Source organism: Frateuria sp. Soil773 (assembly GCF_001428405.1).
GTDB lineage: Bacteria > Pseudomonadota > Gammaproteobacteria > Xanthomonadales > Rhodanobacteraceae > LMSL01.
On record NZ_LMSL01000040.1, the window covers coordinates 270,659 to 285,390 of the forward strand.

At 69.1% G+C, this 14,732-nt stretch carries 16 protein-coding genes; 7 read left to right on the plus strand and 9 right to left on the minus strand.

All coding sequences use genetic code 11. The features are described 5' to 3' along the window. The first annotated feature begins 102 nt into the window (after positions 1–102). A complete protein-coding gene (locus tag ASG87_RS15355) occupies positions 103–804 on the plus strand; it encodes a pirin family protein (protein WP_056007062.1) in 702 nt (233 codons plus the stop codon). Positions 805–953: 149 nt separating this feature from the next. Here the strand turns inward: ASG87_RS15355 and ASG87_RS15360 are convergent, their stop codons facing one another. From ASG87_RS15360 to ASG87_RS15390, 7 genes are all read right to left on the minus strand, one after another. After that, on the minus strand, positions 954–2,111 hold the full coding sequence (locus ASG87_RS15360) for an FtsX-like permease family protein (protein WP_235499670.1): 1,158 nt from the start codon (positions 2,109–2,111) through the stop codon (positions 954–956). A gap of 90 nt (positions 2,112–2,201) precedes the next feature. Continuing rightward, positions 2,202–3,500: an ABC transporter permease gene (locus ASG87_RS15365; RefSeq protein WP_162258382.1), complete on the minus strand. Its 1,299-nt coding sequence runs from the start codon at positions 3,498–3,500 to the stop codon at positions 2,202–2,204. A gap of 53 nt (positions 3,501–3,553) precedes the next feature. After that, entirely contained in the window at positions 3,554–4,093 is a 540-nt protein-coding gene (locus ASG87_RS15370) for a hypothetical protein (RefSeq protein WP_056007072.1), read from the minus strand. Beyond that, the gene (locus ASG87_RS15375; RefSeq protein WP_056007075.1) at positions 4,090–4,968 is read right to left on the minus strand and encodes a hypothetical protein; all 879 of its coding nucleotides are present in this window, start codon (positions 4,966–4,968) and stop codon (positions 4,090–4,092) included. The genes ASG87_RS15370 and ASG87_RS15375 overlap by 4 nt, the downstream gene beginning before the upstream one ends. 7 nt (positions 4,969–4,975) lie before the next feature. After that, positions 4,976–6,163, minus strand: a complete 1,188-nt coding sequence (locus ASG87_RS15380) for an HEXXH motif-containing putative peptide modification protein (protein WP_056007078.1) — start codon at positions 6,161–6,163, stop codon at positions 4,976–4,978. A gap of 85 nt (positions 6,164–6,248) precedes the next feature. Further along, positions 6,249–6,515: a hypothetical protein gene (locus ASG87_RS15385; RefSeq protein ID WP_157511119.1), complete on the minus strand. Its 267-nt coding sequence runs from the start codon at positions 6,513–6,515 to the stop codon at positions 6,249–6,251. Between the two features lie 491 nt (positions 6,516–7,006). Beyond that, positions 7,007–7,648 carry a trimeric intracellular cation channel family protein gene (locus ASG87_RS15390; RefSeq protein ID WP_200949132.1) on the minus strand — a complete coding sequence of 214 codons (642 nt, stop codon included), beginning with the start codon at positions 7,646–7,648 and terminating at the stop codon, positions 7,007–7,009. Between the two features lie 158 nt (positions 7,649–7,806). Here ASG87_RS15390 and ASG87_RS15395 point away from each other — a divergent pair, with 158 nt between their 5' ends. Continuing rightward, positions 7,807–8,808 (plus strand): NAD(P)H-quinone oxidoreductase, encoded by a 1,002-nt coding sequence (locus ASG87_RS15395; RefSeq protein ID WP_056007393.1) that lies wholly within the window; start codon positions 7,807–7,809, stop codon positions 8,806–8,808. Positions 8,809–8,853: 45 nt separating this feature from the next. Here the strand turns inward: ASG87_RS15395 and ASG87_RS15400 are convergent, their stop codons facing one another. Next, entirely contained in the window at positions 8,854–9,441 is a 588-nt protein-coding gene (locus tag ASG87_RS15400) for a hypothetical protein (protein WP_056007085.1), read from the minus strand. Positions 9,442–9,651: 210 nt separating this feature from the next. On the opposite strand from ASG87_RS15400, the gene ASG87_RS15405 reads away from it, so the two are divergent. The 5 genes from ASG87_RS15405 (at position 9,652) to ASG87_RS15425 (ending at position 13,607) form a co-directional block, all read left to right on the plus strand. Next, positions 9,652–10,446: a methylated-DNA--[protein]-cysteine S-methyltransferase gene (locus ASG87_RS15405; RefSeq protein WP_056007088.1), complete on the plus strand. Its 795-nt coding sequence runs from the start codon at positions 9,652–9,654 to the stop codon at positions 10,444–10,446. Then, positions 10,443–11,186, plus strand: coding sequence for a 2OG-Fe(II) oxygenase (locus tag ASG87_RS15410; RefSeq protein ID WP_056007091.1), 744 nt, complete (start codon positions 10,443–10,445; stop codon positions 11,184–11,186). The genes ASG87_RS15405 and ASG87_RS15410 overlap by 4 nt, the downstream gene beginning before the upstream one ends. Positions 11,187–11,202: 16 nt before the next feature. After that, complete coding sequence (gene alkB / locus ASG87_RS15415; RefSeq protein ID WP_056007094.1) at positions 11,203–11,850, plus strand: DNA oxidative demethylase AlkB; 648 nt, start codon at positions 11,203–11,205, stop codon at positions 11,848–11,850. Positions 11,851–11,932: 82 nt separating this feature from the next. Then, positions 11,933–12,592, plus strand: a complete 660-nt coding sequence (locus ASG87_RS15420) for a DNA-3-methyladenine glycosylase 2 family protein (RefSeq protein WP_235499666.1) — start codon at positions 11,933–11,935, stop codon at positions 12,590–12,592. A gap of 91 nt (positions 12,593–12,683) precedes the next feature. Beyond that, positions 12,684–13,607, plus strand: a complete 924-nt coding sequence (locus ASG87_RS15425) for an MBL fold metallo-hydrolase (protein ID WP_056007396.1) — start codon at positions 12,684–12,686, stop codon at positions 13,605–13,607. Positions 13,608–13,655: 48 nt separating this feature from the next. Here the strand turns inward: ASG87_RS15425 and bla are convergent, their stop codons facing one another. Further along, positions 13,656–14,525, minus strand: a complete 870-nt coding sequence (gene bla, locus ASG87_RS15430; RefSeq protein ID WP_056007099.1) for a subclass B3 metallo-beta-lactamase — start codon at positions 14,523–14,525, stop codon at positions 13,656–13,658. Positions 14,526–14,732: the final 207 nt, after the last annotated feature.

Here is a 14,732-nt window from a genome sequence, read left to right on the forward strand (position 1 = left end):
AACGGATCGTTTCCTTCACGCCCCTACAAGACCGGACGGCGTACCCCTATGTTGGCGGCCAGCCGCGCAACGGCGCGGACATCCATGCACAGGAGCATTCCCGTGATCGAACGCAGACCTTTCGACAGCCTGGGCGGTGCCGACCACGGCTGGCTCGACGCCAAGCACCATTTCTCCTTCGCCGGCTACCACGACCCGAACCGCATGGGCTGGGGCGCGCTGCGCGTATGGAACGACGACACCATCGCGCCGCAGACCGGCTTCCCGCCGCATCCGCATGCGGACATGGAGATCATCACCTATGTCCGCGAGGGCGCAATCAGCCATCGCGACAGCCTCGGCAACGAGGGTCGCACCCAGGCGGGCGACGTGCAGGTGATGAGCGCCGGCAGCGGCATCACCCATGCCGAGTACAACCAGGAGGCGGACACCACGCGGATCTTCCAGATCTGGATCATCCCCGACACCCAGGGCCAGCCACCCGCGTGGGGCACCCGCCCCTTCCCCAAGGGCGACCGCTCCGGACGCTTCGTGGCGCTGGCCAGCGGCTTCAAGGAAGACGCCGATGCCCTGCCCCTACGCACCGATGCGCGCGTCCTCGGCGCCACCCTCAAGGCCGGCGAAAGCGCGGAATACACCATGGCCGCCGGCCGCTACGGCTACCTGGTGCCGGCCAAGGGCGCGGTCGAGATCAACGGCGTAAGGCTCGACGCGCGCGACGGCGCGGCGATCCGCGACGAAGCCGTGCTGCGCGTCACCGCGCTGGAAGACGCGGAACTGGTGCTGGTCGACGCGGCGCCGTGATAGCCCTCCCGTTCGGATGACGGTGGCTGCATGCATATGCTTCCTTGCCCGGGAAACGGTTCCCGGGCATCGGGGATTCCTATACCGAAGGGTGCCGGACGCCCCGCACCACGCCGCGTCTCTTGCAACAGAGGAAAGACCGACCCCGGCTAACGCCCACGCATCGCGCTGGCCGGGGACACGCGGGTCGCCAGCACCGACGGGAACAGCGTGGCGAGCAGGCTCAGGGCGAACACCGCCAAGGCGCCGTAAAGGATGTACTGGAACGGCAATGCCGTACCGGACCGGTAGACGAGCAGCGCATGGTTGGCACTCACGGCCAGGCCCCCTCCTAGGACGACGCCGGCCGCCGTAAGTACCGCGTTCTGGCCCAGGAAGTAGCCGAACACGGCCGTCCTGCTGGCGCCCAGCGCGCGCATGACGCCCACCTGCTTGCGCCGCTGCTGCACCCAGAACGAGGTGAGCCCGAAGATGCCCAGGCCCGTGAAGACCATGGTCAGTATCGCCGCCAGCAACAGCGTCCAGGCGGTAGTGGTCTCCGCGGAGAAATAGGCCCTGCGCATGTGGGCGAACGAATCGACCGAGACTTTTTCCGCCGTTGCGTACTCGGTGCGGAGAATGGAATCGATCGACGCGATGAGCTTTTCGCATGCGTCGGCCTCGACGCAGCCGGGCGCCTTCAGCCGAATGGCGAACTGGCTCACGAAGGGTGCGTTGACGGCGGTGACCGCACCCAGCGGAAAGACCACCGCGGCGAACGGATTGGCCGCATCCATGCTGGGCCGCAGGATGTCGTCGATCACACCGACCACGTGGTACGCGCGCTGCGGCCCGTAGAGCAGCGCCCCCGCCGCGTGTCCACCGGGCCATAGCTGCTCCGCCAGGGATTTCGTCACCAGGACGGCATCGCCGGTGGGCGTGAACAGGTCCAGGTCCGCTCCCACGTAGTCGTCGTGCTGCAGCGGCCGACCGGCAATCACGCGCAGATCCAGCGCGCGGGCGAACCCTTCCAGCCCGAAATAGCTGGATGCGGACACGGTATCCGTATCGTGGTTCTGCGGCACGGTGGAGAAACTGGCCACGAAATTGGCCTCCGAAAGCGGCGTCGCATTGGTCGGCGCGGCGGCGGCGACCTGCGGCAGCGCCCTGATCCGGCTCAGCGCCGAGCGCGCGGCATCGGCGTTGTCCGCGGGATTCCCGCCGCCGATCCGGGCCACCAGCAGGGCAGTCTCGTCGATGCCGTTGGGCAGCGAGACTTCCCGCATGTGGCGTACGGTCAGGTGGATCACGTTCACCAGTACGGCCATCGCCACGATGATTTCCAGGACGATCAGCGTCGCGGACAGGCGATGGCGCTTGAGGGCGGATACGGCTGGAGACATGGCTGGTCCGGATGCCTAGAGGAGTTTCAGGTTGCCCGCCGGGGATATCCGGCAGGCCCGCCATGCGGGAAGCAACGCTGCCAGTACCGCGGCGCCGATCGAAAAGACGATGCACCAGCCCAGCGTCGTGACGCCGATCCCGATCAGGTGCGCGTAGCGGGACGGCTGCGCCGCTATCGCCATGAGGCTTGCCCAGGCAATGAACGCCCCGACGAGGCCTGCGGCCAGGCCCACCACCGCCGATTCGATCATCAACTGCGCAAAGACGTCGGCTCGCCTGGCTCCCAGGGCGCGCCTCAACGACGTCTCGCCGCTGCGTCGCATGAACTTGGCCAGCAGCAGCGCGATGGAATTGACGATGCCCACGATCAGGAACACGAGCGCCAGCCAGCGCTGGGTGCTGGCCTCGTCGGGAACCGCGCTGTGCGAGGCCAGCCATTTCACGAGCGGGGTCACCGCCGCCGTCGCCGGATCGAGGCTCGCGCCGAGCGAGTTCTGCTGGCTTACGAACCGGGCAAGGAAATCCCGGAACCCGCGCTGCTGCCCGGAATCCTCCAGTATCGTCCAGAGCGACAGCCAGGCACAGGTGGACGCCTGCGGGCTCGTCTCCCCTCCGGTGCATTCCAGTTGCCGCGGCTGCATCGCCATTGCCCTGGCCACGCTGAGCGGCACGTAGATGTCGATGGCCGACCCGAACGGGTCGCCGCCCAGGTCCGACGCGTAGAAGCGGGGCTGCGGCTGCCAGTCCCGCGCCACGCCGACGATCGACAGGCTGTGGCCGGCGACGCTGATGATGCGCCCCACCGCGCTGCCTTCCCCGAACAAGCGTCGTGCCAGCTCGTCGGAAATGACCACCTGGAAGGTGGGATCGGTATCGGCGTCCTTCGACCAGGCGCGGCCCTCGCGGAACCCGATGTCGAAGGTGTGGAAGACGGCGCTGGTGGCGATCAGGGCATTGGCCCGCCGCGGATAGCGCTCCTGCCCCGTGGGCGGCAGGCTGACGTTGGACAGAGCCAACGGGCTGAGCGGGTACCGGCTGGCGCGCAGGATCTGAAGAGCCGTATCGAAATTGAGCAACTCCCCATTGGCGGCTTTGCCGTCCTTGTGGGCATGGCCCGGTGCCAGGGTGCCCAGCTCGATGTGGAAAAGCTGGCCGCGCCGGCTCGGCACCGGATCGGCGCCCAGGCTGTCGACGACCGTCTGGGTGGCGGCGGAGGTACCCGCGCCCACCGCCAGGCCCGCGACCATCAGCAGGGTCATCGCCGGGGACGAGACGAGGCTGCGCAAAGCCACTCGGAAATAGTAGAGAAACATGCCGCAACCTCTGGAGACAGCTTCGCGCACGATCATGGAAAGCCCATTGCCGGCTACCTGCCTGGGACCACGGGCTCGGGCGATGGCGGTACGGGCAGGCCGCCCGGAGGCGGCGGTGCCGGTTCCGGGCCCTTCGCGAGGGACCTGAATACGGCCAACCGCTCGTCGTCGAGACGGCGGCGCAGCGGCGCTCCGTTGCCGTCGGCAAGCTGGACGGTAACGGCCCGTTTTCGCCCGAGCAGGGCAAGCAGGTCCCGTGGCGTCCTGGCCCGCTGCCCATCCACGGAGAGCAGCCGCTCGTTGGCGCGAAGCCCCCAGAAGCCGTCATCGGGCGACGGCTCGATCCGGTACGAGCCATCCTGCTGCCGCACGAACGTCAAGGCATGGCCCTGGTCGCAGACCCGCAGCATGTCGTCGGTGGCAAGGACACCGCAGTCCTGCCTGCCCGCGATACCGGGCGTTCCGGCGGAAGCGACCGGCAGATGGCCTAATACGGCAAGCAACGGGAGCAGCCACACGGCCCATGCCCGCCTCCGCCGCCGTTGATGGCTGGCCCGGACGTTTCCGGCGCGGATCGACTGAAAACGGATCATGGTGCCAAAGCCTCCTCCCGCCGGCTTGCCGCTGGCCGCGACGGCGCCTGGACGGCGCAGAGCGAGGCCAGCCAGCGTTGCATGGACGCGCGTGCCGACGCGTCTTCCGCCACGCTACCCAGGCGCGTCGAGCAGGCATGGAAGGTGAGCACGCCATCGTCGCCGTAATAGAACAGCATCTCGCACAGGGGACAGTCGAACAGGTCGCTGACCAGGCGGGTCACATGCCGCAGGCGTTCCGGCTCGGGAATCCGCTCGCCGCGCAGTGGCCTGGTGACGATTTCGTCACCGATGCGTGCGCCGAGCAATGGGATGCCCTGCGGCCGCTCGACGTAGAACCTGTTGCGCGTCCCTGCCGGGCCATCGATGACGTCGCCATCCCTCCAGCTGAAATACGACCAGATGGACTTGCGGATCGGATCGCGCAGCGCGCTGGTGTCGGGAATACTTTCGCCGAAGCCGAACACGTAGCGCGGCACCGCGACGGCGATCCCGCTCCTGGCGACTACGTGCCACTGCGTGGGAAGCGGCAGTTGCACCAGGGACGCACCCTTGGCGGCCCAGGGATAGCACACCGTGCCTGCCGGCCACAGGCTGACCATGGCGCGGTGGAACCACGATGGCGAAAGGTTTCCCCAGCCGGCCACGTGTGCGGACAGCGACCTGGCATCGATGTCGAAGAGCCGGTTGATCACGTAGCCGTAGGCACGCAGTTCGCCGGCGCTTTCGCGAAGCAGCACGCGCGGGAGCGTCTTGCCGTGATCCACGTGGACATGGCTGCAAAGCTCGGCCAGCCCCATGCGGACCGGGCCGCCGTCCGCCGCCGCCGCGACGATCTTCAGCAGCGGATCTCCCTCCGAGTGCAGCAGAAGCACGGCTGGCCTAGGCATATTCGACGTCCTCCTCCTCGACGCGCACCCTGGCGCGGATCGCTTCCTGCATGGCATCCAGGCGCTCGAGCAAAACGGCGTCGACGCCTTCCGCGGTGATCAGGAAATCGGTCATGGACTGATTGCTCAAGAAACCGGAGACGAATTGCAGCGTCCGCGCACGGATTCTCGCCTGGTCGTGCTCCGGCGCCGAAAGCAGCCCGGCCTCGCCGGCGGCCTCCATCAACTTGAAGCAGGCGAAATAGACGAAGACCGCATGGATGAACGAGGAATTGGGAATCGGATTGCCGGACCACGGCGATACCGGCCGCACCTCGTTGCCCCTGTGGCAGAAGCTCCCGTGCACGTACTCGCACGCCGCCAGGTAATTGTGGATGGACTCGTGGAGTATCTTTTCGGCCGCCATCGCGGCCGAGAACTCGGGCAGGTGCGGATTGAGCATGCGGATCGCGCCGATCTGCCGGGTCATGTGCTCCGACGCGAAGATGGATGCGCCGGGTACGGCATCGGACACCGACTCGAGCGATTTCCTCACGATGATCCGGCGGGTGAATTCGCGTATCAGGCGCCCGTAATACGGCATCGAGGCGTCGATCAGTTCCAGCCCGGCCTGCAATACTTCGACCGCCCGCGTTTTCTCGGTTTCGTCCAGGGGAAGCGGCGGTTGCGACAGCACGCCGCTGGCGTAGTCCATGGATCTTGCCAACGGGCTGTCGAAATCGATGGCGATGACGTCGCCGATGCGGGGCGCCGGTATCACCTCGACGCTGCCTCCCTGATGCAGGAAGGAATAGTCGCCCATGGGCGACCAAATGCGTCCCTTCGCCTCGTCGAGCGGGCAAGGCATACCGCCCAGCGCACTGGCTGCTATCCGCTCGCTGTCGAGCAGTTCTTCAAGTTGCGCCAGGCTCGTCGAATGGACCCCTTCGTTGCGCTCCTTCTCCCACAGGGCGAGCCATTCCCCCAGGTCGGCGCTGAGCAGGAGCCGTGCCTGGTGGACGGCGCCGAGTTGTTCGTACGACGCGGTCAGGCAGGCCGCTTCCGGCGTACCGCCGATCGCCTGGGCCAGCCGGTCGCGCTGCAAGGCCAGGCGGGCAAGCTGGAGGCGTTCGAGGATACCGTCCGGGTCGAGCCCGGTTTCCACGACCTGGAAGATTTCCCTGGGCGAAGGTGTGGCCATGATGCGTCCATGCAGGTGGAGTGAGGCCGGGCATGTCCGGCGACGCGAAAGGGAAGCCGCATCGACGATGCGGCTTCCCTAGGCCTTACACGTCGAACGAATACGACGCGTTGCCCGCATCGGCCAGCGCCGTAGCGGACGTGAAGGCCGGGTCGTAATGCCAGTGGCCGTCGCCGGTATCGACATCCACGTGCTTGGACATCGCGGTCAGGTTCAGCGTCGAGGCTCCGAGAGCGCCCGCCGTGTCGTTCGACAACTGCACCGAGTTGGTGTGCTGCACGGGAGCGGCGGTGGCCACGCCGGCAATGGCCATCGTCAGGGCCGAAATCACCACGGATGTAGACTTCTTCATAAACTGCTCCTTGCGTTTGGTTGGAAGTGACTACACGCCAGGGTGCGTTTGCGCTTCGATTGCCTTCCCTGGCGAATCCAGCTTTAACACGGGATGAATCAACTCACAATGAAGCCGCCAGTCAGGTTCTCGTATCGAGAAATATTACGAAAATCCTGAAGCTATTGAGATGCAAGACATTATTCCGGACTTCGAATGAATCGGACATACGCTGCATCGTAAAATGTTGCGCCACAGTCGCACCGATCTGGCTACCACGTCTCACTATTGCTTCGCAAAAATCGTGGATTACACGCGAATAATCGCTTGGCATCTCCAATGGCCCATCTCGCAAGCATCAGCGCAAATGCAATCGCTATTGCGAAATGAAGGCATTTCAGGAAATACCGGTATGCGCCTGATTTTTCATGCAATGGCTTTCCGATCACGCTGAAGCAGGAATATTCGCGCCGCATTCCCGCACGATCGTGGCCTGCTGACAGATCCCCGCTCTATTTGCCCGGCCCGTCCGTCGACGTGGCGGCATCCGCACGTGCCCGCGGCAGATGCCAGCCATGGCGGATCGCCATGTAGCGCAGCCCGAAGCAGGCGCCCGCGCCGGCCAGCGTGGTCGCGGTCGGCGGCAGGTGCAGCAGACTGCCCAGCACCACCACCGCGGCGCCGGCCAGTGCGGCCACTGCGTACAGGTCGGCGCGCAGCACGGTGGGAATCTGCGTCACCAGCACGTCGCGCAGCATGCCGCCGCCGACGCCGGTGAGCATGCCGAGCAAGGCGGCCATCGCCGGATTCAGGCCGAAGGCCAGCGCCTTCTGTGCGCCGGCGACGGCGAACAGGGCCAACCCGGCGGCATCGGACAACTGCACCGGGTTGCGCATGCGCTCGATGTCGGCGTAGCGGTAGAAGGTGACGAGACCGGCCAGCACGGAGACGCCGAGATAGCGCCAGTCGGCGATCGCCGCCGGCGGGATGGCGCCGATCAGCAGATCGCGGGTGATGCCGCCCGCGTTGCCGGCGGCGAACGACAGCACCAGCACGCCGAACAGGTCCAGCTCGCGCCGGACCGCCACCACCGCGCCGCTGAGCGCGAACACGAAGGTGCCGGCGAGATCGAGCACCAGCAACAGGGTATGCAGCATCGGGAAGTTTCCGGCGGGACGATGCCGCCTGTCTATCGCCGCTGCGCCGCCGGGTCAACCGGAGTCGGCAACCCGCGGCGCCATGCTTGATATTCGCGGCAGCGCGTCAATGTTGCTTCGATCCCCACCCCTCCACGGAGCGCGCCATGACCACCATGCAAGCCATCGAGATCAGCCGTTTCGGTCCGGCCGACGTGCTGCGCCCGGTCCGGCGACCGATGCCCCGGCCGGGCCCGGGCGAGGTGCTGATCAAGGTAGCCGCATCCGGCGTCAACCGGCCGGACGTCTTCCAGCGCCAGGGGCACTACGCGCCGCCGCCAGGCGCCTCCGACCTGCCCGGACTGGAAGTGGCCGGCATCCTGGCCGACGGCGATACGGGAAGCGCCAATCCGTTCGGCCTGAAGCCCGGCGACCCGGTCTGCGCCCTGCTCGCCGGCGGCGGCTACGCCGAGTACGCGGTGGCGCCGCTGGCGCAGTGCCTGCCGGTGCCGGCGGGATTCTCGATGGTCGAGGCGGCGGCGCTGCCGGAGAACTACTTCACCGTGTGGAGCAACGTGTTCGATCGCGGCCGGCTCGGCCACGGCGAAGGCGGCGTGCGCGAGACCCTGCTGGTCCAGGGCGGGTCCAGCGGCATCGGCGTCACCGCGATCCAGCTTGCGCATGCGCTGGGCCATCGCGTGTTCGCCACCGCCGGCAGCATGGAAAAGTGCGCGGCCTGCGAACGCCTGGGCGCGGAACGCGCGATCAACTATCGCGAGGAGGATTTCGTCGAAGCGGTGAAGCAGGCCACCGGCGGCCGCGGCGTGGACGTGATCCTCGACATGGTCGCCGGCGACTACCTGCCGCGCGAGATCGACGCCCTGGCCGAAGACGGCCGGCTGGTGGTGATCGCCACGCTCGGCGGCAGCCGGGCGACGGTGGATGCGGCCACGGTGATGCGCCGCCGGCTCACGATCACCGGCTCGACCCTGCGTCCGCGTCCGGTCGCCTTCAAGGCCGCCATCGCGCGGCAATTGCACGAGAAAGTGTGGCCCCTGCTCGCCGCCGGTAAGCTGCGCCCTGTGATCCACCAGGTATTCCCCGCCGCCGAGGCGGCCCGTGCGCATGCGGTGATGGAAAGCAGTGCGCACATCGGCAAGCTGATGCTTCAGTGGTGAACCCGTGCCGCCGACGCGTCGCATGCCGCGCGCCGCGGCATGCGGTCACGGCGCGGTGAGGCCCGCGGCCTGGGCGTCCCGCGTGAAATCGAGCACCACGTCCTCCACCACGCTCCGGAACGCCTGCGCCGTCGTGGTGGGCTGCGCACCGGCCGGGCCGCTGATGTCTCCGATGGTCGAATGGATCGCGTGCCGGTAGATGGAGCGGTGGTCGCCGCCGGCGCCGCTGCGATAGACGATGGTGAACTCGTAGTCGTCGTCCACCGCAATGCCCGACGAGCCCAGCGTCAGGCCGTAGTGCACGCCCTTGGCATGGGCATCCTTAAGGTCGGTCGTGTCGTTGGCGGTGACGTCGAGGGTTGCGCCGGCATCGACGGCCGGCACGAACACGCCGCCGGCCAGCAGCGCCTGCTCCACCTCATGCTGCAGTACCGGCGTCGCCTTGGCGGTGGGCACGCCGTTGGTGCGGAACTCGGCACGCACCTTCACCGGGATCGGCTGCGCCGGCCGCAGCAGTGCCGCCTGGCTGGCCGGCCGGTGCTGCGGATCGACATAGGCCCTGGTGGTGACGACGCACGCCTGCAGCGACGCCGCGCAGGCGAGTGCGAACGCCAGTTTCAGGAACGTTTTCATGGAATCTCCCCTGTCGATGGATGCCGTCGGCCGGGCGGATTCCCGCGCCTCCACGGCGCGGTCCCTTCCGCAGGGCCCTGGCGACAGGGTACGGGAAACGCCCTGCGTCCGCGCGTTCCCGGGTGCGGCCGGCAGCGCAAGAAACGGAGTGCCGCGACGGCCGTCACGCCCTAGCCTCGACCGCACGCAAACTCCCACGAGGGATGTCCCATGAAACCGTCCACCCATAAGGCCGCCCTCGCGGCCGCCACCTCGAACGATCCGCGCTGGGCCCGGGTGCTGGCCCGCGATCCGCACGCCGACGGCCGGTTCTTCTATTCGGTGAAGAGCACGGGCGTGTATTGCCGGCCGTCCTGCGCGGCCCGCCCGATGCGGCCGGAGAACGTGGCCTTCCACGCCTCCGGCGCGGAGGCGGAGCGCGCCGGGTTCCGTCCCTGCAAGCGCTGCCGCCCCGAACGCCTGGCCCCATCCCCGCAGCGCGCGGCGACGGCGCACGGCGAGGCTCCCGAGGAGATCCGCTACGCGGTCGGCCGCTGCTCGCTCGGCGCGCTCCTGGTGGCGCACAGTGCGCGCGGCCTCTGCGCGATCCTGCTGGACGACGAGCCCGAGCCGCTGCTGCGCGACCTGCAGCGTCGCTTTCCGCATGCCCGGCTGGCAGCCGACGCTTCCCGCCACGCGCCCTGGCTGGCGCGGGTAGCCGGTTTCGTCGAGCACACCGGCCACAGCCTCGACCTGCCGCTGGACATGCGCGGCACCGGTTTCCAGCAGCAGGTGTGGCAAACGCTCCTGGCGATCCCCGCGGGCGCCACCGCCAGCTACGCCGAGGTCGCCCGCCGCATCGGCGCGCCGCGTGCGGTGCGGGCCGTGGCCCAGGCCTGCGCGGCCAATCCGCTGGCGGTGGCGGTGCCTTGCCATCGCGTGGTGCGCAGCGACGGCGGCCTGTCCGGCTATCGCTGGGGCATGGCGCGCAAGCGCCTCCTGCTGCGGCGCGAGGCGCAGGCATGAATGCATCGCTGCAAGCCGCCATGCGCGACGCGGACGAAAGCGTCGCGCGTCTAGACGGCTGCGACTGGGCGCGCGTCGCCGACGATCTGGACGCCCGCGGCAGCGCCATCATCGAGACGCTGCTGGCGCCGCAGCAGTGCCGGATGCTGGCCGGCCTGTACGGGCAGGACGGGCTTTTCCGCAGCCGCGTGGTGATGGGGCGGCACGGTTTCGGGCGCGGCGAGTACCGCTACTTCGACTACCCGCTGCCCGGTCTCGTGGCCCGCCTGCGCGCGACGCTCTACCCGCCGCTGGTGCCGATCGCCAACCGCTGGAACGCCGCCATGGGCGTGGACGTGCGCTATCCCGGCACGCACGCGGACTTCGTCGAGCGCTGCCATGACGCCGGCCAGCGGCGCCCCACGCCGCTGCTGCTGCAGTACGGCGCGGGCGACTACAACTGCCTGCACCAGGACCTGTACGGCGAGCACGTGTTCCCGCTGCAGGTCGCCGTCCTGCTGTCCGAACCGGGGCGCGACTTCGGCGGCGGCGAATTCGTGTTGACCGAACAGCGGCCGCGCATGCAGTCGCGGCCCGAGGTGGTGCCGCTGCGCCAGGGCGACGCCGTGGTGTTCGCCGTGCACCATCGCCCGGTACGTGGCACGCGCGGCATCTACCGGGTGAACCATCGCCACGGCGTGAGCCGCGTGCATGCCGGGCATCGGCATACACTGGGCCTGATCTTCCACGACGCGACCTGACTGCCCCGATCCCTCCATGAACCTCGACCTGTTCGCCCCGTCCGCGGAACGCCGCGACGAGCCGCTGTGCGATGGTGCGGTGGTGCTGCGCGGCTTCGCCCTGGACGACGCCGCTGCCTTGCTGCGGGCGATCGACGCGATCGCGGCGCAGGCGCCGTTCCGCCACCTGGTCACGCCCGGCGGGTTCCGCATGTCGGTGGGCATGACCAATGCCGGCCCGCTGGGCTGGGTGAGCGACCGCCGCGGCTACCGCTACGACCCGGTCGACCCGGAAAGCGGCCGGCCATGGCCGGCGCTGGCGCCGTCGTTCCTGCACCTCGCCGGCGCGGCGGCGGCGCAGGCCGGCTTCGACGGTTTCGTGCCGGATGCGTGCCTGGTCAATCGCTACGTGCCGGGCACGCGGCTGAGCCTGCACCAGGACCGCGACGAGCGCGACCTCGGCCAGCCGATCGTCTCGGTATCGCTGGGCCTGCCGGCGACGTTCCTGTTCGGCGGCATGCAGCGCACCGACCGCCAGCGCCGCGTGCCGCTGGCGCATGGCGACGTGGCCGTCTGGGGCGGACCGGCCCGGCTGCGCTTCCACGGCGTGCTGCCGCTGAAGCCCGGCCATCATCCATCGCTGGGCGAATGCCGGATCAACCTGACCTTTCGCCGCGCCGGCTAGCCGTCGGCGCTGCCGGTCGGTAGCCTCTGCCGCCACGGCCATTGCCCGCCTTCCCCGCCATGCCATCCATGGAGCCATGCCGTTGAACCCTCGCAAGCCGCCGCGCGCAGCGCATGCCGACGCCGCCACCTTCCTGGCGTCGCTCGACGCCGACTGGGCCCGTGCCGTCGCGCAAATCGGTCCCTGCCTGCACGAGCCCAAGCCCGCGCGCGAGCCGTTCGAAGCCCTGGTACGTGCGGTGGCATACCAGCAACTGCACGTGAAAGCGGGCGATGCGATCGTCGCGCGCCTGCTCGCGCTCGAACCCGAAAGCGCCTTCCCTTCGCCGCAATGCCTGCTCGACACGGAACTGGACGCCATGCGCGCCTGCGGATTCTCGGCGCGCAAGGCGGAGACGATCCGCGGCCTCGCCGAGGCCACCCTCGCCGGCATCGTGCCGAGCCGGGCCGAGGCGCTCGGGCTCGGCGACGAAGCGCTGATCGAACGGCTGGTGGCGTTGAAAGGCATCGGCCGCTGGACCGTCGAGATGTTCCTGATCTACACCATGGCCCGCGACGACATCCTCCCCGCCGACGACTTCGGCGTGCGCGAAGGCTATCGCCTGCTGAAGTCGCTCGACGCCGCGCCGGGCCCGAAGGCGATGGCCGCGATCGGCGCGGCATGGAGCCCGCACCGGACCGCCGCGGCGTGGTACCTGTGGCGCATGCCGCGGCCGGCCAGGACGCCGGCGAAGCGCGGGTGACGCGACCAAAGTGCAAGTGATCGCGCCGGACGCACTTGCTACCCTCGCCGGATCGGGCTAGCGCGAGGCGGGCATGACGGACAACGCGAGCATGACGGACAACCACGGCATCCACACCATCGACACCGGCTTCGTGCGCCCGCGCTTCGACGCGACCTACCTGATCGTCGAGCGCGGCCGGGGCGCCTTCGTCGACTGCGGCACCAACCACGCGGTGCCGCGCATGCTGGCGGCGCTCGGCGACGCCGGCCTCGCCCCCGCCGACGTGGACTGGCTGATCCTCACCCACGTGCACCTGGACCACGCCGGCGGCGCCGGCGAACTGATCGCGCAATTGCCGAACGCGCGGCTGGCGGTGCATCCGCGCGGCGCGCGCCACATGATCGACCCGGCCCAGCTCTGGGCCGGCGCCAGCGCGGTCTACGGCGAAGAGGTAATGGAGCGGACCTACGGCCGGCTGCGCCCGATCCCGGCCGGGCGGGTGGTGCAGGCGCCGGACGGCCACGTGGTGGACCTGGCCGGGCGCGTCCTGCGCTGCCTCGATACGCCGGGCCACGCGAGGCACCACCTGTGCGTCTACGACGAGCGCGCCAGCGTCTGTTTCACCGGCGACACCTTCGGTCTGAGCTACCGCGAGTTCGACACTGCCCAGGGGCCGTTCATCCTGCCGACCACCTCGCCGGTGCAGTTCGATCCGGAGGCGCTGCACGCGTCGATCGACCGCCTGGTCGCCCTGCGCCCCGAAGCGATGTACCTCACCCACTACGGCCGGGTGGCAACGGTCGAACGGCTCGCCGCCGACCTGCACGCGCAGATCGACGCGATGGTGGCGCTGGCCCGCGCCGCGGACGGCCAGCCCGACCGCCACGCCGCGATGACGGAGGCGCTGACCGACCTCTACGCGGTCCGCGCCGAGGCGCACGGCTGGACGCAAGGCCGCGACGCGCTGTACGAACTGCTGGGCATGGACATCGAGTTGAATGCGCAGGGGCTGGCGGTCTGGCTGGACCGTTGAGGCTTCCCGCCAAACGTACCGGCTTCCCCGCCGCCGCCCGGCCCGCCGTCAGGGCTGGCCCCGCTCCTTCGCCAGCCGCGCGTCGAGCATGCGGCGCGCGGGCGCCCCGGGCGACGCATAGGCCCGGCAGGCGCCCGGGTCCACCAGTGGATCGGGCCGCTGACCCTTGTCGCGGGCCGCGACCTTGTCCAGGAAGCCGCTGGCCCCCGGGTGCGGGGTAATCAGCAGGTCGCAGGGCAAGCCGGCGACGGTCGCGAACGAACGGCGGAAATCCTCGACCCGCTGCGGATCGTCGCTGAAACGGTAGCCGTCGCGGCTGTAGGCGGTGAGGCTGTCGGCATAGGCCAGGTCCAGGCAGCGATCCTTCTCGCAGGAACGCCAGGTCCACGACGTGCTGCCCGGGGTGTGGCCCGGCGTGTAGTGCGCGACCACCGCGATCGGCCCGACCCGCACCGTCCCGCCGTCGCCCACGACCTTCACATGCGGAACCGGCGGGAAGCGCGCCGCCTCGCCGTACTGCGGATCGTCCGGATCGGCGCCGCCGGCCTCCAGCGCCTTCGCGCCCGCCGCGCTCGCCTGCACCTGCGCGCCGCTGTCGCTGGCCAGCCGGGCAATGGCGCCGGCATGGTCGAAATGGGCATGCGAGTTGAGAATCACGCGGATGTCCTTCAGGCGGAACCCGAGGCGGCGGATGTTCGCCTCGATCTGCGCGGCGTTGTCCTGCGTCGTCGCGTCGATCAGCACGTGGCCCTGCGGCGAGGTGATCAGGATCGCGCTGAGTCCGCGCGTTCCCACGTACCAGCTATTGCCGTAGATGCGGAAAGGCTTCTGCGGCTGACTCCAGTCGGGGTTCTGCGCATGCAGCGGCGCGGCCGCCAGGGCGGCTCCCGCCCACAGGGCGAGGATGGGGAATTTCATGGGAATCCCTGTTGATGGACGAGGCGGCATGATGCCCGGCCTGCCTGCGCGCGTCATGGCCTTTTCCGGGTCGATTCGGGGCGGTGTGGCGTCTGCCGGACACCCGGGTGATTGCGCTCTTGCCCCCGCTCTTGCGCCCGTATCGCCCGCCCTTCGCCCACCCGTCATTCCAGCGAAAGCTGTGGAATCCAGTCAGGTACTCGTGCG